This window comes from Actinoplanes ianthinogenes, assembly GCF_018324205.1.
GTDB lineage: Bacteria > Actinomycetota > Actinomycetes > Mycobacteriales > Micromonosporaceae > Actinoplanes > Actinoplanes ianthinogenes.
This window is the reverse complement of record NZ_AP023356.1, coordinates 2,815,801-2,835,778: the sequence shown is the minus strand read 5'-3', so window position 1 is coordinate 2,835,778 and position 19,978 is coordinate 2,815,801. Positions and strand designations below refer to the sequence as shown.

Below are 19,978 nucleotides of genomic sequence, written 5' to 3'. Positions count from 1 at the left end.
GCCGTCACGCCGGCAACGTGCGACATTGTCGCACGGTCGGCGTTGATCCCCGGCTGTTCGCTTCATAGCGTCGCCCGCAGGCAGACGGCAGGGAGGCGACGTGGCGGACTTCGTCGGCGCGATCGATCAGGGCACCACCAGCACCCGCTTCATGATCTTCGACCGGGCCGGCCACGAGATCGGCCGGCACCAGCGCGAGCACCGGCAGATCCTGCCCGGGCCCGGCATGGTCGAGCACGACGCGGACGAGATCTGGGAGAACACCCTCAAGACGATCGACGGGGCACTCGCCGGCGCCGGGCTCACGGCGGCCGACCTGGCCGTCGTCGGCATCACGAACCAGCGGGAGAGCGTGCTGGTCTGGGACCGCCGCACCGGCCGGCCGTGTCACCACGTGATCGTCTGGCAGGACACCCGGACCGCCGCCATGATCCCGGCCCTGGACGCGGACCTGCTCCGCGAGCGCACCGGGCTGCCGCCGGCGACCTACTTCTCCGCCACCAAGGTGCGGTGGCTGCTCGACAACATCCCGGGACTGCGCGCTCGCGCGGAGGCCGGCGACGTCCTCTTCGGGACGATGGACAGCTGGCTGATCTGGAACCTCACCGGTGGCCGGCACCTCACCGACGTCACCAACGCCAGCCGCACCCAGCTGATGAACCTGCACACCCTCGACTGGGACGACGAGTTGCTGCGGCTGTTCGGCATCCCGCGGGCCATGCTGCCGGAGATCCGGTCGTCGGCCGAGGTGTACGGGCACGCCGCCGCGGGGCTGCCCGGGGTGCCGATCGCGGCCGCCATCGGCGATCAGCAGGCCGCGCTCTTCGGGCAGACCTGCTTCGCGCCGGGGGAGGCCAAGTGCACGTACGGCACCGGCAACTTCGTGCTGCTCAACACCGGCACGACCCCGGTGCGCTCGACGCACGGCCTGCTCACCACGGTGGCCTACCGGTTCGGCGGGGACGCCCCGGTCTACGCCCTGGAGGGCTCGATCGCGGCCACCGGGTCGGCCGTGCAGTGGCTGCGCGACCAGCTCGGCATCATCAGCTCGGCCGGCGGCAGCGAAGAACTGGCCGCCCAGGTCGAGGACAGCGAGGGCGTCTGCTTCGTCCCGGCGTTCTCCGGTCTGTTCGCGCCGTACTGGCGGCCGGACGCGCGGGCCGCGATCGTCGGGCTGTCGCGCTACCACACCGCCGCGCACATCACCCGGGCCGCGCTCGAGGCGATCTGCTACCAGACCCGCGACGTGGTGGCGGCCATGGCCCGCGACTCCGGCACCGCGCTCGACTGCCTCAAGGTCGACGGCGGCGTCACCGCGAACGCGCTGTGCATGCAGTTGCAGGCCGACATCCTGGGCGTGCTGGTGAGCCGGCCGGCCGTCGCCGAGACCACCGCGCTCGGCGCCGCCTACGCGGCCGGGCTGGCCGTCGGGTTTTGGACGTCCCCCGAGCAACTGCGCGCCAACTGGCGGGAGGACCGGCGCTGGCGGCCGTCCTGGTCGCCGGAGCGGCGCGACGAAGGAATCACCCGCTGGCGAGCGGCCATCGACCGCACCCTCGACTGGGTCAGCGTCGGCTGACGAACGGAGAGCCACATGAACACCGGAGTCATCTCACCCGAGGCACGGACGCGGGCGCTGACCGCGATGTCGGCCGGCGACGACCTCGACGTGCTGGTCGTCGGCGGCGGCGTGGTCGGCGCGGGCGCGGCGCTCGACGCGGCCACCCGCGGGCTGTCCGTCGGGCTGCTCGAGGCCCGCGACCTGGCCAGCGGCACGTCGAGCCGGTCCAGCAAGCTGATCCACGGTGGCCTGCGCTACCTGGAGATGCTCGACTTCGGACTGGTCCGCGAGGCGCTGCGCGAGCGCGGCCTGCTGATCCAGCGGCTGGCGCCGCACCTGGTCCGCCCGGTGCCGTTCCTCTATCCGCTGCGGCACCGCGCCTGGGAGCGGCTGTACGCGGGCGCCGGCGTCGCGCTCTACGACACGCTCGCGCTGTCCGGGTGGGGCGCCGGCCTGCCCCGGCACCGGCACCTGAGCCGGACCGAGGCGCTCAAGGCGTTCCCGGCGCTGCGCCCCGACTCGCTGGTCGGCGCGATCCGCTACTTCGACGCCCAGGTCGACGACGCCCGGCACACCATGTTCCTGGCCCGTACGGCGATGGCGTACGGGGCACAGGTCGCCACCCGTACCGAGGTGATCGGCTTCCTGCGCGAGGGCCGCCGGGTGGTCGGCGTGCGGTGCCGCGACACCGAGACCGGCGCCGAGCTCCAGATCCGCGCCCGTGCCGTGATCAACGCGACCGGGGTCTGGACGAGCGACATCCAGTCGCTGATGAAGGGTGAGCGCGGCGGGTTCACGATCACCGCCTCGAAGGGCATCCACCTGGTCGTGCCGCGCGACCGGATCGCCGGGCACACCGGCATGATCCTGCGTACCGCCACCAGCGTGCTGTTCGTGATCCCGTGGGACCGGCACTGGATCATCGGCACCACCGACACCCCGTGGAACCTCGACAAGGCGCACCCGTCGGTGTCCGCCCGGGATGTCGACTACCTGCTGGACGAGGTCAACAAGGCGCTGGCCACCCCGTTGACGCCGGACGACGTGCAGGGCGTCTACGCCGGGCTGCGGCCGCTGCTCTCCGCCGACACGGCGATCACCGCGAAGCTGTCCCGCGAGCACGCCGTCGACCGGCTCGCGCCCGGCCTGGTGCTGGTGGCCGGCGGCAAATACACGACCTACCGGGTGATGGCCAAGGACGCGGTGGACGCCGCGGTGCAGGACCTCGACGCCCGCGTGCCGGCCTCCTGTACCGACCAGGTCCCGCTGCTCGGCGCGGCCGGCTACCGGGCCGCCTGGAACCGGCGCGCGCAACTGGCCCGCCGCACCGGCCTGGGCGTGTCCCGCATCGAGCACCTGCTCCGGCGCTACGGCACGCTCGTCGACGAGGTGCTCGCGCTGATCGAGGCCGACCCGGCGCTGGGTGAGCCGCTGGCCGGCGCCCCGGACCACCTGCGTGCCGAGGTGGTCTACGCGGTCACCCACGAGGGCGCGCGGCACCTGGACGACGTGCTCACCCGGCGTACCCGGATCTCCATCGAGACCCCGGACCGCGGGGTGACCGCGGCGCGTGCCGCGGCCGGCCTGGTCGCCGGGCCGCTCGGCTGGTCGCCGGCCGAGGCCGAGGCCGAGGCCGCCCGGTACGAGGCGCGGGTGGCCGCCGAGCTCGCGGCGCAGCGGCAGCCCGACGACGTGAGCGCCGACGCCACCCGGCTCGCCGCGGTCTGAGCGCGGCGGCGCCCGGATCACCGATCCGGGCGCCACCGCGATCGAGCCACGAACTCTCAGCCGATCCGGGTGCCGGCCGATCGTAGTGGCGAAGGACTCTCTCCGAGCGGGGTTGGTGTATGACCCGGAATGTCACGCAGACGTGGGACGCCCGCGCCGAGCCCACCGAGCTCATCACCCGTGTCCTGGCCGAGCGTGCCGTCCGGCCGTTGTTCCAGCCCATCGTCGATCTCACGACCCGGCACCTGATCGGGGTGGAGGCACTCGCGCGCGGCCCGGCCGGGTCGCCGCTGGAGTTCCCCGACCGGCTGTTCGAGGCCGCCGCACAGGTCGACAGGTTGCCGGAGCTGGACCAGCTGTGTGCCACTCGGGCGCACGAGATCGCCCAGGCGCCCGGCGCGGTGGTGCCACCGCTGGTGTTCATCAACAAGGAACCGGCCGGGGCGGACCGGCCGCTCAGCGACGAACTGCTCGCCCGGCTCACTTCGATCTCCACCTACCGGTACGTGCTCGAGTTCACCGAGCGGGCCTTGGCGGCACACCCGTCGGCGCTGCTGGAGGTAGCCGCCCGGGCGCACCGTACGGGCGGTGCGCTGGCGCTGGACGACGTGGGCGCGGACCGGCTGTCGCTGGCCTTCCTGCCGTTGCTGGAGCCGGAAGTCGTGAAGCTCGACATGCACCTGCTGCGCGACCCGTACTCCGCGCAGACCATCGAGATCACCGCACTGGTCTGCGGGTACGCCCAGCGGACCGGCGCGGCGGTGGTGGCCGAGGGCATCGAGACGGAGCAGGATCTGCTGGTCGCCCGCGCGCTCGGCGCCTGCTGGGGGCAGGGCTGGTTGTTCGCCCGGCCCGGCCCGCTGTCCGCCCTGCGGGAGTGGCCGGTGCACCCGTCGGCCCGGTTGCGGGCACCCCGGCCGGAGTTGTACCGGCCCGAGGCGAGCCCGTTCAATCTCGCCTCGGCCCGGCACCGTGCCCGCACCGGAGACCGGCACTTCCTCGACGGGCTCACCGAGCACGTCCTGCGGCAGCTGCCGTTCGCCGGTCCGTACGGTGTGGTGCTGGGTGCCTACACGGACCCGGCCGTGGGACGCCACTGGCTGCCCCGGCTGGCGGCGTCGGCCTCGACCGCGGCCCTGGTGGCCGTCTCCGGGCCCGAGCTCGACGTGCCGGATCCGATGCCGATCCGCACGTCGGTCAATGCTGACCTCAGGGACGCGGAGACGGCGCTGGTGATCGTGGACCCGCACGTCAGCGTGGCCCTGTGCGCGCGACGGCGCAGCGACGAGACATTCGACCTCGTGCTGACCCACGACCCCGATGCGGTCCACGCGGTGGCCCGCACGCTGCTCCATCGGCTGGGCCCGCACCAGCCACTCCCGGTGACGCGCTGAGTGTCATGCTCGAAAGGTGCCCGTTGTCCTGCATGCCACCGGTGACGTCGATGCGGCCCGTGCCTTCCTGAGCAGACACTATTACTCGAATTTCGTGGATGTGCTCTCCCCGTGGCATCCCTGGCAGACCCGCTTCGATGTCACTCCGTCGCATGCGGTCACCGTCGGCGACCTGCGGTTCGGCACCGATGTGCGGATCCAGTTCGGTGAGCTCGGCGCCTACCACGTCAATCTGCCGCTGACGGGCTCGCTGGTCTGGCGGCAAGGTGGTCATGCGCCTCTCCGGGCCACGCCGACGACCGCGGCGGTCTTCCAGCCGGTCGGTGACGCCTGTCTGGAGAAATGGGACGGTGATTGCCGGTTGCTGGCCGTGAAGATCGACCGCGGGATGCTGGAGGACGAGCTCGCCCGACTCCTCGACGGTCCGGTCACCTCGCCGCTCACGCTCGCACCGACCATCGATCTCACCCGCGGACGCGGTGCCAGTTGGCTGGGCCTGGTCCGGCACATGGCCGCCGACGCCGCGCAGCCTCACGGGCTGATGCACCACCCGATGATCGGGGCCGGCCTGCGGGAAGCCTTGGTCGCGGGGCTGCTGAGCGCCGCCGATCACCCGTACCGCGAGCGGCTGGAGCACCCGCGCCCGGCATCGGCGGCTCCCGCCGCGATCCGGCGGGTGGTGGAGGCCATGCGAGCCCAGCCCGGCAAGCCGTTCACCGCGGCGGACCTCGCCGCCACAGCCGGCGTCAGCGTGCGAAGCCTCCAGCAGGGTTTCCAGCGGCATGTCGGGATGCCGCCGATGGCGTACCTGCGGCATCTGCGCCTCGAGCGGGTCCACGAAGACCTGCGGCAGGGCGACCCGGCGATACACAGCGTGACCGGGATCGCCTATCGCTACGGATTCCTCCATATGGGCCGCTTCGCCGCGGAATATCGAGCCCGGTACGGGGTTCCGCCGCGCGATACCCTACGCGGGTAAGCCATAGCGGCCAAGCAGGAGTATCCGCGCCGAGATCGGGCAACCGGCGGTGCCAGGAACGCGCCCGGCTATCGGCGAGGAGCTGCGATGACCGACAGCGATCAGCACCGCCCGGAGATCGTCGTCGGGCTCGTCGCGACCCCGCCGGATTACCCGGCCCGGGTTGCCGCGCTGCTCACCGCGGAGCTCGCCGACCGGCTCGCCGATCAGGTGGACGCCGACGTGCTGTGGACCGTCCGGGACGGCTGGGGTGAGGTGGCGCCGCGCCGCGACGGCGGTGCGGAGGCGTTGCTCGACGATCTCGCCCAGCGGCGCACCGACGAACAGTGGGACGTCGCGATCTGCCTGACCGATCTGCCCTTGCACGCCGGCCGGGTGCCACTGATCGCCCAGAGCTCCGTCCAGCGCCGCACCGCGATGGTGTCGCTGCCCGCGCTGGGCCTGCGTCAACTGCGAACCGTACGCGCGGTCGTCCCGAATCTCGTGGGCCAGTTGCTCGCCGACGCATCCGAGCGGCGGCGTCCGGCCGCCCGGGTGGGCGCCGTCCACCGGGTGATCGCAGCGGCGGATGCCGGGGAGGTGCGGTACGTCGCCTCGCGGTTGATCGGCCGGGTGCGGTTGCTGACCGGCATGGTCCGCGCCAACCGGCCGGGCCGCGCGCTGCTGGGCCTGTCCAAACTCCTGGTCGGCGTGTTCGGCACGGCCGCGTTCGCGCTCACCACGAGCACCATCTGGCAGATGGGTGACGCGCTGGGCGGACTGCGCCTCACGATCATCATGCTGCTGGGGCTGACCGGGCTGGTGGCCTGGCTGATCATCACGCACGACCTGTGGGAGAAGCCGGACCGGGACACCCCGGCCGAGCTGGCCCGGATGTTCAACCTCGGCACAATCCTCACCCTCGCCCTGGCCACGGCGGTTTCCTACGTCGTGCTGTTTCTCGGAACGCTGCTCGCCGCGGCGCTGCTGATCGATACCTCCGTGCTCGAACAGACCCTGCAACGGCCGGCCCACGCCACCGACTATCTGACACTCGCCTGGATCATCAGCTCCCTGGCCACCGTCGGCGGAGCGATCGGCTCCGAGCTGGAGGACGAGGAGACGGTCCGGGCCGCCGCCTACGGACACCATCCCGAACCCACCGGCTGGCGGGACGATCAGAAGCGGCCATCCGGCCGCGATTGAGCGACACCCATGATGTAAGTCATGGCCATTAGCGGCGTCACGGCTTTGATCCAGGCCGCCATGCGCCGATCAGTACGGCATGAGCCAACTTCGGGTGCGCGGCGGCTTGGCCCGGGTGCGGTCGTTCGTGCAACGCGATCTGATGCGTGCCCTGCGACTGCTCTTCCTCGTGTCGCTCGCCGTCGGCTCGCTGGGGCTGACGATCCAGGTCGCCCACATGGGCGTCGGCGTCGCCGCGACACTGGGCTGTGCGGCGGCGCAGGTGCTGGTGCTGACGCTGCGCGCCGTGGAGTTCCGGCGGGCGACCCCGCTGCCGGTCTGGTTCGACGTGGTCGACCTGTCCGCGGTGTTGTTCGTGTTCTCCCAGGTCACCGACGTGACTCCGGTCGTCAGCACGCTGTTCATGCCGGTTCTGTTCCGCGCGGCCATCGGTGGCCTGCCCCGGCTGCTGCTCTCGCAGGCCGGTTATCTGAGCGTGTGGCTGATCGCGGTCGCGCTGCCCTGGCAGGTGAGGGCGATCCCCGGCGCGATGATCTCGTTGCTGATCACCGGGCTCATGGTCTATGCCACCCGCACCCTGATGACCAAACTGCAGGAACAGCAGAAGGCCCAGAACGCCCTGCTCGAAGGCGTGCTCACCGAACTGCCGTTCCCCGTCGTGGTGACCGACTCCGCGGGCGCGGTGGTGCTGGCCAATCCCGCAGCGACCGGGTTGATCGGCTGGCCGGGAGCCGGTGTACCGGACCTGGACGGGCTGCGGCTGCACGACCTCGAGGGACTGCCGATCGACCTGCGAACGGTGGTGGCCGAGTGCGCGGACGGCGTCGACCACCGGCGGCTGGAGGTGCGTCTGACGCGCACCGACGGCTCCACCGTGCAGGTCGTCGTGCAGACCGTGCCGATGGCCACCGGCTTCACCCAGGGCCGCAGCATGGTGCTCGCGCTTCTCGACGTGACCGAGCAACGATCGTACGAGGAACGCCTGCACACCGCCGCGTACTTCGACCTGCTCACCGGGCTGCCGAACCGGCGCATGCTGTTCGAGCGGCTCCACCTGGTGCACGACAGCGGCACCCCGTACGCGGTGCTGCTGATCGACCTGAACAACTTCAAGGTCGTCAACGACACGCTGGGTCACGCGATCGGCGACGAGTTGCTCGCCGGGATGGCACGACGGATCCGCGGCGCCGTCGACCGGACCGCCACGGTCGCCCGGCTGGGCGGCGACGAGTTCGCGGTGCTGCTTCCGCACGCGACGCCGGCAACGGTCGAAGCCGCGGCACGGGCGGTAGGCGAATCGTTCGCCGAACCGCTGCGCCTCACCTGCGGCCCGCTGCGGGGCAGCGGCGCGGTCGGCTTCGCGGTCGCCGCACCCGGCGACACACCGGACCAGGTGATCGAGAAGGCGGACGCGGCGATGTACCTGGCGAAGCCCGAGGGAAAGCGGCGTGCCCGCACGCGCGACGGGCTGGCCCCGCGGGCATCGGACGCGGCGCACGATCAAAATCCGGCTTGTGTACGCGATGAGCAGGCACTGCTACCATCTCGCGCCACATAAGATCACCGATTCCTCTCGAGGCGCTCATGAGTATTGCCATTCCCTCCAGCCTGGTCCAGAACGGCACCGGCATCCCCGACGTCTGCGCGCGGCACGGCGAGGCCGCGGTGCTGCGCAAGTCGGTCAAGTTCTGGTCGAAGCCGCCGGCCTGGTCGTACCTTCTCCTTCTCCTGGGCGCCCTGCCCTTCCTGATCGTGGTCATGGTGCTCCGCAAGGAGGTGCAGGCGCAGGCCTGGCCGTTCTGCGAGCAGTGCGTGAAGCTGCACAAGCAGCGGCTGACCATCGGGCTCATCCTGGTCGCGCTGCTGCCGATCAGCTTCGTGCTGGTGAACGCGGCCGGTGACGCGGGCGGGGTGCTGGTCCTGCTGGGGTTCGTGCTCGCCATCGTGGGCTTCGTCCTGGTGAGCCGCGGCACCTACCGGGTGCTGCCGTGGGGCTTCGCGTCGCGGGACGGGTCCGCTGTGGACTTCCCGAAGGCGCACCCGCAGTTCGTCACGGCTGCCCAGGCCGCCTATGCGCAGGCGGCGCAGCAGTACGCCGCGTGGCAGGCGGGCCAGCAGGGCGCGTACGGCCAGCAGCAGATGTGAATGTGACGCCGGCCGGGCCGCGCTTCAGCGCGGCCCGGCCGGGGCCTACGCGGAACCGGCGGACCGGCCGTCGCCGGGGCGGAGGTGCAGGACGCGGGAGACGCCGCCCTGGTCCGGGTCGTCGACGATGTCCCGGCCGTCCAGCCAGCAGCTGATCACGTGGGCCAGCTCGCCCGGGTGGCTGAAGTTCACCGCGTGGGCCGCGCCGTCGATCATGACAACGGTCAGGTGCGGCGGGGCCAGGCGGCCGAGTTCGCGGATCCGGTCCACCGGCGGCATCAGCGGGTCCCGGCTGCCGATCACGGCGAGCGTGGGCACGGGCGTACGCAGAAGTCGTTCCAGGGACGGGAACCGCACCAGCTCGCTGAACAGGTTGATGCCGTTCACCGGCCCGAAGTGCAGATAGTCGGGCAGCACGACCGGGACCAGCCGCGGGCTCTCCCGGAGCACGTCACGGGCGAGCTGGACCAGCGCCCGGCCGAGCGGCTGGTTGTGCGTGCCGCCGGCCGGCGAGGCGAGCACCAGCCCGGCCACCCGCTCCGGCGCGCTGTGCGCCACCTCCAGCGACACCGGGCCGCCCATCGAGTTGCCGATCAGGTACACGTGCACCTTGATCCGGCGCTCCCGCCAGCCCGTACCCGTCACGCCCGCCATTGTCACGGGACAACCGGCCCACCGGCATCACCCGCGGCGGATGACGCGGATCAGACGTGCCAGACCAGGCTGCCGCCGCGGATCTGGGCGGCCATCAGCACACCCAGCACGAGCAGGTCGGCCACGCCGAGCGCGACCGCGATCAGGCCCGCGTTGCGGCTGGGGCTGCCGGCGGCGTGCCGGTGAGCGGTGATCGCGCCGAGCGCGATGGCGGTCGGCCCGAACACGACGTTGAAGAAGAACAGGCCGGCCACGCCCAGGGCCAGCGACCCCACGGCACGGTCGTCCAGGCTGGCGATGCCCTTGACGAAGTTCATGACTGCTCCTCCCTAGAGGGACGACACGCGCCGGGCGCGCCGGGCGACGAGGAGAACGGTGGCGGCCAGCACCACGCCCAACGCCACGAGCAGCGGCTGCCCGGTGAGCAGGGTCGGACCGACGACCAGGGCGATCAGCGCGAGCGAAACCATCAGCGCCGCCATCTGTCTGCCCCTTTCAGTTGACAACTGTTTACTGAAACCACCATAGGCTCTCGCCGGTTCAGTGGACAGGTGTTTACTGAGTGACGTGGACAACCGGATCAGCCGCCCGGAGCAGAAGGCGCGCACCAGGCAGGCACTGCTCGACGCGGCGCTGACCCTGATGGAGCAGCGGAGCCTGAGCAGCATCGGCCTGCGCGAGGTCACCCGCGCGGCCGGCGTCACGCCGACCGCTTTCTATCGACACTTTCCGGACGTCGACCGCCTGGGCGTGGCCCTCGTCGACGAGAGCCTCGGCACCCTGCGGGCCACCATCCGCGCCGTCCGTGACGGCCTCAGCTCCAGCGACGAGGTGATCAACCGGTCGATCGGCGTCCTCGCCCGGCAGGTGCACGACCACCGGGAGCACTTCCGGTTCGTCGCCCGGGAGCGTCACGGTGGCGTGCCGGCGGTCCGCGCCGCGATCGCCGAGCAGCTCGACCTGTTCGCCGCCGAGCTGGCCACCGACCTGGCCGCCGACAGGCTGCGCGGCGGCCCGCGGTTCGACCGGTGGATCGCCGCCGACCTGCGGATGGTCACCAGCCTGATGGTCAACCACATGGTCTGGACCGCGGCGGCGCTGCTCGACGCGCCGCCGGACTCTCCCGACGCGGAGGCTCGGGTGGTCGACACCGCCGGCCGCCAGCTGCGGCTGATCGTGCTGGGCGCCCGGCAGTGGCCGACGTGAGGTTCCGCCTCCGGGTGCCGGAGCTCAAGCCCCGGCGCGGTCAGCCGGGCGAGCGAGAGAGCCGGCGAAGCGCATCTCGTAGATCGGCCGGTACCGGTCGTCGAAGAGCGTGAGCAGGCTGAGCAGCAGGACGAAGAACAACGCCGCCGCCGGCCGGAAGTCGGTCAGCAGCCACCCGGCGAGCCACACCAGCCCGGCGTTGAACAGCACCCGCAGCGCGAAGGCGGGCAGCATGAACTCCGTGCCGCGCCCGGTCCGGGCGACGCCGATGCTGATCGCGGCGTTGACCACGACGAACACCGTGGTGCCGCAGAGCAGCTGGACCGGCGACGCCGAGGTGCCGGGCAGCACCTGGGAGTAGATCACCCAGAGCAGCCCGATCAGCGTCACCTTCTCCAGCGTCCCGGTGGACCAGAGCCGGCTGTGCGTGGCGACCCACCGGCTGCGTCCGGCCGCGGTGGTGGCCTCGACCGGCAGCGGATCGGCGGCGACGTGCCACGACCAGTCCCGCTCCGGCTGCCGCGGGCGCACCACGAACCAGTAGACCGCGCCGAGCAGGAGCAGGCCCGCGACGACCGCCGGGCCGAACCAGGGCACCTCGGCGACCGTGTCGGTGAAGTCCAGCTGTGCGATGTGGATCCACCACTCCTGGGGCAGCTTCACAAAGATCCAGATCGCGGCCGCGGTGATCACCCACGACCGCATCGCGACCCGCGCCGGGTTCCAGAACAGCCGGTACACCTCGTACGCGATGAAGAAGTACTCGAAGGTGTTCGGGAAGATCAGCAGCAGCGGCCGCCAGTCCGTCAGCTCGAACGCGACCACCCCGACCAGGCGGTAGAAGTACAGGAAGCGAGCCACTCGCACGGCCGGTCGACTGGTCCAGTTCCGCAACGTCGACAGGTAGGCGATCGCCAGGTAGTAGACGTCCATCGCCTTGTCGTAACCCTGGTAACCGGGCGGGTCGTACCCGAACGTCTGGAAGACGGTCTGGTCGATCCCGTCCAGGACCAGCGCCGCGACGATCGCGGGCAGCGGATATCGCGGGATCAGCAGCGGGACGAGGAACCGCGCGCCCACCACCGCGAGGAAGACCGCGGTCGCCGTAGCCGACATGGATCCTCCTCCGCCGATGTCCAGGGCACGTCCATGACATCGGCTTCGCCCGCGCGCCGGATCATCCGGATCGGGTGAACACCATCAACCCCACCCCGATTTCGGTACGCCACGAGCACCCGCCCGCCCTCACCCGGCGATCGACGCCGCCATCCGGCGCAGAGCCCCGGCCAGATCGGCGGCGGACGGCGCGTGCGCCGGGTCGATCAGCCACTGGGTGATGACGCCGGTGAGCAACGCCTGATGGAAGGCGCCGAACGCGGCCGCCTCGGCCGGCGTGGCCGGCGTGGGCGAGGTGTCGAAGAGCTCGGTCAGGCCGAGCCGGGCCCCGGGCAAGCCGGCGGCGAGCTGCTCGCGGACCTCGGGCTGGTGCTGGCTCTGGGTGACCATCTCGAGCTGCATCGCCCACAGCTCCGGATGCGCCCGGAACGACTCGAGGATCCGGACCCAGACGGCCTCGAACCGCTCCAGCGGGCCGGCGTCGGCCAGGTCGTCGGCGGCGAGAGCCTTGGACATCTCGTCGCCCCACTCCTGCATGACCTCGAGCATGGCGGCGTTGAGCAGCGCCTCGGTGGAGCGGTAGTGATAGCCGATGGCGGCCAGGCTGGTGCCGGCGGCGGTGGCGATGTCCCGGGCGGTGGTGCGGGCGTAGCCCTTCTCGTAGAGACAGCGCTTCGCGCCCTCGAGGAGAGCCTCACGATTTCCCATGGCGGCGATCCTAATCGTCTGAGACATCCATCTGATACAAAAGTACAAACAACGCAGGCGGGGCCCGGCTGACCAGCCGGGCCCCGCAACGATCAGGTCAGACGCGGGTCACTTGCCGTCGACCGAGAAGGCGTAGAACGTGCCGCTGGTGAAGCTGCCCGTGGTGCCCGCCCCGAGCGCGAACTTCTTGTACCCGTTGCCCCAGTACACGACCCCGTCGACCACGGCCGCCCCGGCGTTCGACGAGTACGGCGCGGTGAAGTCCCACAGGATCTGGCCACTGGCGCTGTCCATCGCGTACATGTGGCCGCTGGTCGAGCTGCCGTAGACCACGTCGGCGGCGACGGTCAGCGGGCCCCAGGCGTACCCGGGGGTCGGGTCGGCGACCTGCCACTGGATCTTGCCGGTGGCCGGGTCGAGCGCCGCGTAGCTGCTGCCGCTGATCGTGGTGCCGTCGGCCAGTTGGTAGGGCGTCTTGTTCCAGTCCGCCTCGGCCAGGTAGATCCGCTTGGTGTCCCAAGCGGTGCCCCACATGATGCCGCCGACGTGCCCGCCGGGGCCGGGCGCCGCACTCCAGAGCACCTCGCCGTTCGCCGGGTTCAGGGCCCAGTACTCACCGCTCTTCTCGCCGCCGCCGACCGCCTCGCGGAGGTGCCCGCCGGCGTCCTTGTAGGCGAAGATGTGCGCGCCGTCGCCGAAGTCGTAGTCGTAGCCCTCGTTGGCCGGGCAGTTGTTCGGCGGCAGGCCGGGGATGCAGGAGGCGTTCCAGGCGTCGAACCGCATGGCGCCGGTGGCCCACTTGACGTTGCCGGTCTTCAGGTCGAGAGCCAGGATCGAGTCGATGTGGTTGTCCGGCGAGTAGCACTGCGGCGGGGTGCCGCCGGCGTCCTGGCACGCGTTGACGCTGTCCGGGACGCGGTAGTTCTGGCCGCTGGTGACGAAGATCGTGCCGCGGATCGGGTCGATCGCCGGGGTGCCCCACATCGCGCCGCCCGCGTACCCGGTCGGCTCGCCGTTGTTGTCCGGCACCATGTACCGCTTCCACAGCACCTTGCCGGTGGCCGCGTCGACCGCGTTGAAGTTGCCGCGGAACGTGCAGCACTTGTAGCCGGGGTCGAACGCCGACATCTCGCCCTCGGTGGACGACACGCCCTCGTAGACGACGCCGTTGTGGACGATCGGAGCCATGGTCAGGATCGCCGCGATGTGCGGGTCGAGCTGGGTGCTCCACCGCAGCGCGCCGGTGGTCGCGTCGACCGCGAGCAGCCGCGCGCCGACCTGGGTGCCGAGGAAGATCGTGTTGCCGGAGATGGCGACCGCGGTGCGGGAGACCGAGCCGGTGACGCCGTCGTAGTCGGAGATCTGGTGCGACCAGATCTCGGTCCCGGTGGCCGCGTCCAGCTTGTGCAGGTAACCGCCCCAGTCGGGGAAGTACACCGCGCCCTTCGACACGATCGGGGTGGCCGACACGTCGCCGTGCGTCGCGAACGTCCACTTCGGCTTGAGCCGGCTCACGTTCTTCGACGTGATCTTGGTTTCGAGCAGGTTGGCCCGGGTGTTCAGCAGATCCTTGCCGTTCGAGGTCCAGTCGGTCAGCGGATTGGCCGCCGCGGGCGACGCGGCGGCCGTGGCGGCCAGCGCCAGCGCGGCGACCGCGCCGGCCAGCCGGACCGACCTGGTGCGCAGAGAGCGCAGCATGATGTTCCTCCGGTTGTGAGGATTCGCGGGAAAACGAGGGGGCACGCCGATTACGGCGGCCCGGGAAGCTGGCGATTCAAGCTGCGTCCACGATAGACCAAAAGATCGATCGGGGTGGTACCCCTAGCGCACCCCAGTCCCGCCGATCGAGCCTTCTACCAGCGGCTCCACCCCCACCCGCCGGAACACTCGATAAGGGTCGGCGGGTTCACGCAGGGGTACTGCGCACCATCCCGCGATTGAGAGATTGAGCCTCGAAATGCTCACGTGAAATTGCTTCGAGGCAAGGCGGCAGGGATGAGCGAAGAAGCACGACTCCTCGACTATCTCAAGCGGGCCACCGTCGATCTCCGGGAGGCGCGCCGGCAGGTCGGCGAGCTGGAGGCGCGGGGCTCCGAGCCGATCGCCATCGTCGGCATGGCGTGCCGGTTCCCCGGCGGGATCACCTCGCCGGACGAGTTGTGGCGGCTGGTCGCCGAGGGCGGCGACGCGGTCACCCCGTTCCCCGTCGACCGCGGCTGGGACCTGGTCGGTCTCTACGACGCCGAGCCCGGCAAACCCGGCAGGAGCTACGCCCGCGACGGCGGCTTCCTGCACGACGCCGCCGACTTCGACCCGGCGTTCTTCGGCATCTCGCCGCGTGAGGCGCTCGGCATGGACCCGCAGCAGCGACTGCTGCTGGAGACCACCTGGGAGACCTGCGAGAGCGCCGGCATCGACCCGCGCTCGCTGCTCGGCTCGGCGACCGGGGTCTACGCCGGCGTGATGTACCACGACTACGCGGGCAGCAGCGCCGGCAGCCTGGTCTCCGGCCGGGTCGCCTACACCCTGGGCCTGGAGGGCCCCGCGCTGAGCATCGACACCGCCTGCTCCTCCTCGCTGGTCGCGGTCCACGAGGCCTGCCAGGCGCTGCGCGCCGGCGAGGTGACCCTGGCGCTGGCCGGTGGCGTCACCGTGATGAGCACCCCGGAGATGCTGATCTACTTCAGCGAGCAGCGGGGCCTGGCGCCGGACGGCCGCTGCAAGGCGTTCGCCGGCGCGGCCGACGGCACCGGCTGGGGCGAGGGCGTCGGCCTGCTGCTGCTGGAACGGCTCTCCGACGCCCAGCGCAACGGCCGCACCATCTTCGGCGTCGTCCGCGGCTCCGCGGTCAACCAAGACGGCGCCAGCAACGGGATGACCGCGCCGAACGGTCCCGCGCAGCGCCGGGTGATCCGCGCCGCGCTGGCCGGCGCCCGGCTGACCGCGGACCAGGTCGACGTGGTCGAGGCGCACGGCACCGGCACCACGCTCGGCGACCCGATCGAGGCGCAGGCGCTGCTGGCCACCTATGGCCAGGGCCGGCCGGCGGAGCGGCCGTTGTGGCTCGGGTCGATCAAGTCGAACCTCGGGCACACCCAGGCCGCGGCCGGCGTCGCCGGGATCATCAAGATGGTCCAGGCCATGCGGCACGGGGTCGTCCCGAAGACGCTGCACGTCGACGAGCCGACCCCGGTCGTCGACTGGTCGGCCGGCAACGTGCGCCTGGCGACCGAGACGGCGTCCTGGCCGGCCACCGACCGCCCGCGCCGCGCCGCCGTCTCGTCGTTCGGGCTGAGCGGCACCAACGCCCACGTCATCGTCGAGCAGGCCCCGGCGAGCACGATCGAAGACCCGGTTTTCGGTACGCCCACCGCCCTGCTCCCGATCGCGATCTCCGCGCAGACCCCGGACGCCCTCGACGCGCAGACCGCCCGGCTGGCATCCGCCCCGGGCGAGCCCCTCGACGTCGCGTACTCCTCGTTCACCACCCGCGCCGCCCTCGACCACCGCCGGGTCCTGCTCGGCGGCGAGCAGATCACCGGCGCGGTCACCGGCGGCAAACTGGCGGTGCTCTTCACCGGCCAGGGCTCCCAGCGCCTCGGGATGGGCCGCGACCTCTACGAACGGTTCCCGGTCTTCGCCGAGGCGTTCGACGCGGCCGGCGCGGCGGTCAAGGAGTTCGCCTGGGGCTTCGACGCCGCCGAGCTCGCCAGGACGGTCAACACCCAGCCCGCCATCTTCGCCTTCGAGGTCGCCCTCTATCGGCTCCTGGAGTCCTGGGGCGTCCGGCCCGACTATCTCGCCGGGCACTCGATCGGCGAGATCGCCGCGGCTCACGTGGCCGGTGTGCTGTCCCTTGAGGACGCCGGCACGCTGGTCGCGGCGCGTGGCCGGTTGATGCAGGCGCTGCCGGCCGGTGGCGTGATGGTCGCGGTGGCCGCGCCCGAGTCGGCGGTGCTGCCGCTGCTCATCGACGGGGTGGACATCGCGGCGGTCAACGGGCCGGCCTCGGTGGTGCTGTCCGGCGTCTCCGGTGCGGTGGACGCCGTGGTCGCCGCGCTCGGCGTGAAGGCCACCCGCCTGAACACGTCGCACGCCTTCCACTCGCACCTGATGGAGCCGATGCTCGCCGAGTTCGGCGCGATCGCCCGCGGGCTCACCTACCACCACCCGGCCATCGGAGTGGTCGCCACCGGTGACGTGACCGACCCGGACTACTGGGTCGGCCACGTCCGCAACGCGGTCCGTTACTACGACGTGGTCACCGACCTGCTGGGCCGGGGCGTGACCACGTTCCTGGAGTGCGGGCCGGACGCCACGCTGACCGGGCTCGGCCGGCAGATCACCGGCGACGCCGCGTTCATCGGACTCCAGCACCGCACCCGTCCCGAAGAGAACGAGCTGCTCACCGGCCTGGCCACGGCCTGGACGCGAGGCGTCGGCATCGACTGGACGCCGCTGCTCGCCGGCGGCCGGAAGATCGCGCTGCCGACCTACGCGTTCCAGCGCCAGCGCTACTGGATCGACGCGCCGAGCGCCGCCGCCGACCCGGGCGCCATGGGCCTGACCCGGCCGGAGCACCCGCTGCTCGGCGCGGTCGTCTCGGTGCCCGGGACCGGCACCACCGTCCTCACCGGACGGCTCGGCACCGGCGACCACCCCTGGCTCGCCGACCACGGCGTCCACGGCACCACGGTGCTGCCCGGCACGGCGTACGTCGAACTGGCCCTGCACGCCGCGGCCGGAACCGACTCGCCCCGCCTGGCCGAACTGATCCAGGAGGCGCCGCTGCCGATCTCCTCGCACGGCGGCACCACGATCCGGGTCGTCGTCGGCCCGGAGGACGGCGGGCAGCGCAGCGTCGCCATCTACTCGCAGCAGACCGACGCCTCCGGCGAGGAGGCGCCGTGGATCCGCAACGCGCACGGCACGCTCGCCCCGGCCGGCGCTGCCCCGCCCGCGGTGCTCAGCGTCTGGCCGGCGCCCGGCGCGCAGCCGCGCGACCTGACCGGGCTGGCCGAGCGGCTGGCCGCGGCCGGGCACGACTACGGGCCCGCCTTCCAGGGGCTGCGCGCCGTCTGGCAGCGCGACGACGTGAAGTACGCCGAGGTCGTCCTGCCCGAGGAGCACCGCGCCGAGGTGGGCCGGTTCGGGGTGCACCCGGCGCTGCTCGACGCGGCGATGCACGCCGACGGGCTGGACGACGACCCGTCGGCCCCGGCGATGATGCCGTTCGCCTGGACTGACGTGACCCTGCACGCCCCGGCCGGCCCGGCCGTCCGGGTCAAGCTGGTCCGCACCTCACCGGAGAGCGTCTCGCTGGTGGTCGCGGACGCGGCCGGCGCGCCGGTGCTGACCGTCGGCTCGCTGGTGTCCCGCCCGGCGCCGGCCGATCTGTCCGCGATCGCCGGTCAGCGCCCCCCGGTCTACCGCCTCGACCAGGTCCGCATCGACACCCCGCCCCGGCCGGCCGCCCCGTTCACCCGATTCGACGTGCCGACGACCGCCTCTGCGCCCGGCGAGACCGGTGCGACCGTTCTCGCGGCCGGCGAGACCGGTGCGACGGTTCCGGCGGCCGGCGAGACCGGTGCGACCGTTCTCGCGGCCGGCGAGACCGGTGCGACGGTTCCGGCGGCCGGCGAGACCGGTGCGACCGTTCTCGCGGCCGGCGAGACCGTCTCGGCGGCCGGCGCGGCCCGGGAGATCGCGGTGGCGACCCTGGAGCGGCTGCGGGGCTGGCTCGCCGACCCGGACGCCACCGACCGGACGCTGCTGGTCACCACCACCGGCACGCTCGCCGAGGCGCCGGCCGCCGGGCTGGTCCGGGCCGCGCAGGCGGAGAACCCGGGCCGGATCGTGCTGGTCGACACCGGCGCCGAGCCGGTGCCGGACGCGCTGCTCGGCGCGGCCGCCGGCAGCGGGGAACCCGAACTCGTCCTCCGCGGCGGCGCCCTCACCGCCCCGCGGCTCGTCACCGCCGATCCGGCCGGTTCCCCGGTCGCCCTGGATCCGGCGGGCACCGTGCTGATCACCGGTGGTGGCGGCCTGGGCGCGCTGATCGCCCGGCACCTGGTCACCGCGTACGGGGTGCGCCACCTGGTCCTGGCGAGTCGCCGTGGTGTTGCCGCGCCCGGCGTCGCCGAGCTGGCCGAGGAACTGGCCGGCCAGGGTGCCGCCGTCACCCCGTACGCCGTCGATCTGACCGACCGCGCCGCCGTCGCCGCCCTGATCGCCGCGGTGCCCGCCGCCCATCCGCTCACCGCCGTGGTGCACACCGCCGCCGTCGTCGACGACGGTGTGCTCACCGGCCTCACCCCGGACCGGCTCGCCGCGGTGTTGCGGCCCAAGGCCGACGCCGCCACCCACCTGCACGAGCTGACCCGCGACCTGCCGCTGACCGCCTTCGTCCTGTTCTCCTCGGCCTCCGGGCTGCTCGACGCGTCCGGCCAGGGCGCGTACGCCGCGGCCAACGCCTACCTGGACCGGCTGGCCCGGGACCGGGTGGCGGCCGGCCTGCCCGCCACCTCGATCGCCTGGGGCCTGTGGACCGGCACCGGCGGCCTGGACGACCGGCTCTCCGGCGCCGATGTGCAGCGGATGGCCCGTTCCGGGGTCCGCCCGCTCACCCCCGAGCAGGGCCTCGCGCTGTTCGATGTGGCGCTGGCCGGGGCCGACCCGGTGCCGGTTGCCCTGAACCTGGACCTGCCGGCGCTGCGCCGCCGCGGCGACGTGCCGCCCGCGCTGCGCGGCCTGGTCCCGGCCCGGCCCGCCCCGGCGGCCGCCGGTGGCGACGACCTGACCGGGCACCTGGCCACCCTCGACCCGCCGCAGCAGGAGTCGTTCCTGCTGGACCTGGTCTGCGGGCACGCCGCCGCGGTGCTGGGCCACGACGACCCGCGCACGGTCGGCGCCGGCAAGGGCTTCTCCGACCTGGGCCTGGATTCGCTGGGCGCGCTGGAACTGCGCAACCGGCTGGCCGCCGCGACCGGTCTGCGGCTGCCCGCCACGCTGATGTTCGACTACCCCAACCCGTGGCTGCTCGCCCGGTTCCTGCTGGCCGAGCTGGCCCCGCCGGCGCCGGTCACGGTCGACGACGCCACCGCCCGCCGCCTGATCGACGCCATCCCGGTCGACGCGCTGCGCCGGGCCGGACTCCTCGACGCGCTGCTGGCCCTCGCACCCGCCACCCCGGCGGTGACCGTGCCGGCCCCGCGCTCGGATGCCGCCGGCATCCAGGACATGGCCATTGACGACCTGGTCGCCGCGGCACTCGCCGTCGGCGGCCCGAACTGACCGGAAGGC

Annotated in this window: 14 protein-coding genes and 1 pseudogene; 9 read left to right on the top strand and 6 right to left on the bottom strand. The window is 72.4% G+C overall.

From position 1 onward, the window contains the following. Positions 1–100 precede the first annotated feature (100 nt). The 7 genes from glpK (at position 101) to Aiant_RS12770 (ending at position 8,992) form a co-directional block, all read left to right on the top strand. Positions 101–1,579: a glycerol kinase GlpK gene (gene glpK, locus Aiant_RS12800; RefSeq protein WP_189336548.1), complete on the top strand. Its 1,479-nt coding sequence runs from the start codon at positions 101–103 to the stop codon at positions 1,577–1,579. A gap of 15 nt (positions 1,580–1,594) precedes the next feature. Next, entirely contained in the window at positions 1,595–3,289 is a 1,695-nt protein-coding gene (locus tag Aiant_RS12795) for a glycerol-3-phosphate dehydrogenase/oxidase (RefSeq protein WP_189336547.1), read from the top strand. A gap of 119 nt (positions 3,290–3,408) precedes the next feature. Next, positions 3,409–4,683: an EAL domain-containing protein gene (locus tag Aiant_RS12790; protein WP_189336546.1), complete on the top strand. Its 1,275-nt coding sequence runs from the start codon at positions 3,409–3,411 to the stop codon at positions 4,681–4,683. Positions 4,684–4,699: 16 nt separating this feature from the next. Further along, the gene (locus Aiant_RS12785; RefSeq protein WP_229831437.1) at positions 4,700–5,662 is read left to right on the top strand and encodes an AraC family transcriptional regulator; all 963 of its coding nucleotides are present in this window, start codon (positions 4,700–4,702) and stop codon (positions 5,660–5,662) included. An 87-nt stretch (positions 5,663–5,749) separates the two neighbouring features. Further along, positions 5,750–6,847, top strand: a complete 1,098-nt coding sequence (locus tag Aiant_RS12780) for a hypothetical protein (RefSeq protein ID WP_189336545.1) — start codon at positions 5,750–5,752, stop codon at positions 6,845–6,847. 79 nt (positions 6,848–6,926) lie between these two features. Further along, positions 6,927–8,405 (top strand): sensor domain-containing diguanylate cyclase, encoded by a 1,479-nt coding sequence (locus Aiant_RS12775; RefSeq protein ID WP_189336544.1) that lies wholly within the window; start codon positions 6,927–6,929, stop codon positions 8,403–8,405. 26 nt (positions 8,406–8,431) lie between these two features. Beyond that, positions 8,432–8,992 carry a hypothetical protein gene (locus Aiant_RS12770; RefSeq protein ID WP_189336543.1) on the top strand — a complete coding sequence of 187 codons (561 nt, stop codon included), beginning with the start codon at positions 8,432–8,434 and terminating at the stop codon, positions 8,990–8,992. Positions 8,993–9,037: 45 nt separating this feature from the next. On the opposite strand, the gene Aiant_RS12765 is transcribed toward Aiant_RS12770, so the two are convergent. The 3 genes from Aiant_RS12765 to Aiant_RS12755 are packed head-to-tail and all read right to left on the bottom strand — an operon-like array spanning position 9,038 to position 10,128. Then, positions 9,038–9,637, bottom strand: coding sequence for an alpha/beta fold hydrolase (locus Aiant_RS12765; protein ID WP_229831435.1), 600 nt, complete (start codon positions 9,635–9,637; stop codon positions 9,038–9,040). Positions 9,638–9,696: 59 nt separating this feature from the next. Beyond that, complete coding sequence (locus tag Aiant_RS12760; RefSeq protein WP_189336542.1) at positions 9,697–9,963, bottom strand: DUF4190 domain-containing protein; 267 nt, start codon at positions 9,961–9,963, stop codon at positions 9,697–9,699. Positions 9,964–9,975: 12 nt separating this feature from the next. After that, positions 9,976–10,128, bottom strand: a complete 153-nt coding sequence (locus Aiant_RS12755) for a hypothetical protein (RefSeq protein ID WP_189336541.1) — start codon at positions 10,126–10,128, stop codon at positions 9,976–9,978. 85 nt (positions 10,129–10,213) lie between these two features. Here Aiant_RS12755 and Aiant_RS12750 point away from each other — a divergent pair, with 85 nt between their 5' ends. Continuing rightward, complete coding sequence (locus tag Aiant_RS12750; protein WP_189336540.1) at positions 10,214–10,852, top strand: TetR family transcriptional regulator; 639 nt, start codon at positions 10,214–10,216, stop codon at positions 10,850–10,852. Between the two features lie 24 nt (positions 10,853–10,876). Here Aiant_RS12750 and Aiant_RS12745 read toward each other — a convergent pair whose 3' ends face one another. The 3 genes from Aiant_RS12745 to Aiant_RS12735 form a co-directional block, all read right to left on the bottom strand. Further along, positions 10,877–11,968: a hypothetical protein gene (locus tag Aiant_RS12745; protein WP_189336539.1), complete on the bottom strand. Its 1,092-nt coding sequence runs from the start codon at positions 11,966–11,968 to the stop codon at positions 10,877–10,879. A gap of 129 nt (positions 11,969–12,097) precedes the next feature. Then, a complete protein-coding gene (locus tag Aiant_RS12740; protein ID WP_189336538.1) occupies positions 12,098–12,676 on the bottom strand; it encodes a TetR/AcrR family transcriptional regulator in 579 nt (192 codons plus the stop codon). A gap of 108 nt (positions 12,677–12,784) precedes the next feature. Beyond that, positions 12,785–14,374 (bottom strand): outer membrane protein assembly factor BamB family protein, encoded by a 1,590-nt coding sequence (locus Aiant_RS12735; RefSeq protein WP_189336537.1) that lies wholly within the window; start codon positions 14,372–14,374, stop codon positions 12,785–12,787. A 297-nt stretch (positions 14,375–14,671) separates the two neighbouring features. Here Aiant_RS12735 and Aiant_RS12730 point away from each other — a divergent pair. Further along, positions 14,672–19,969 (top strand): annotated as a pseudogene (locus Aiant_RS12730) (type I polyketide synthase); the annotation flags it as partial. Positions 19,970–19,978 lie beyond the last annotated feature (9 nt).

What these genes read in the sequence shown, in the direction of transcription:
- Aiant_RS12795 (WP_189336547.1), top strand. Translation starts at nt 1,595, where the DNA reads ATGAACACCGGAGTCATCTCACCCGAGGCACGGACGCGGGCGCTGACC.
- Aiant_RS12775 (WP_189336544.1), top strand. Translation starts at nt 6,927, where the DNA reads ATGAGCCAACTTCGGGTGCGCGGCGGCTTGGCCCGGGTGCGGTCGTTC.
- Aiant_RS12735 (WP_189336537.1), bottom strand. Translation starts at nt 14,374, where the DNA reads ATGCTGCGCTCTCTGCGCACCAGGTCGGTCCGGCTGGCCGGCGCGGTC.
- Aiant_RS12770 (WP_189336543.1), top strand. Translation starts at nt 8,432, where the DNA reads ATGAGTATTGCCATTCCCTCCAGCCTGGTCCAGAACGGCACCGGCATC.
- Aiant_RS12755 (WP_189336541.1), bottom strand. Translation starts at nt 10,128, where the DNA reads ATGGCGGCGCTGATGGTTTCGCTCGCGCTGATCGCCCTGGTCGTCGGT.
- Aiant_RS12740 (WP_189336538.1), bottom strand. Translation starts at nt 12,676, where the DNA reads ATGGGAAATCGTGAGGCTCTCCTCGAGGGCGCGAAGCGCTGTCTCTAC.
- Aiant_RS12780 (WP_189336545.1), top strand. Translation starts at nt 5,750, where the DNA reads ATGACCGACAGCGATCAGCACCGCCCGGAGATCGTCGTCGGGCTCGTC.
- Aiant_RS12760 (WP_189336542.1), bottom strand. Translation starts at nt 9,963, where the DNA reads ATGAACTTCGTCAAGGGCATCGCCAGCCTGGACGACCGTGCCGTGGGG.
- Aiant_RS12745 (WP_189336539.1), bottom strand. Translation starts at nt 11,968, where the DNA reads ATGTCGGCTACGGCGACCGCGGTCTTCCTCGCGGTGGTGGGCGCGCGG.
- Aiant_RS12790 (WP_189336546.1), top strand. Translation starts at nt 3,409, where the DNA reads ATGACCCGGAATGTCACGCAGACGTGGGACGCCCGCGCCGAGCCCACC.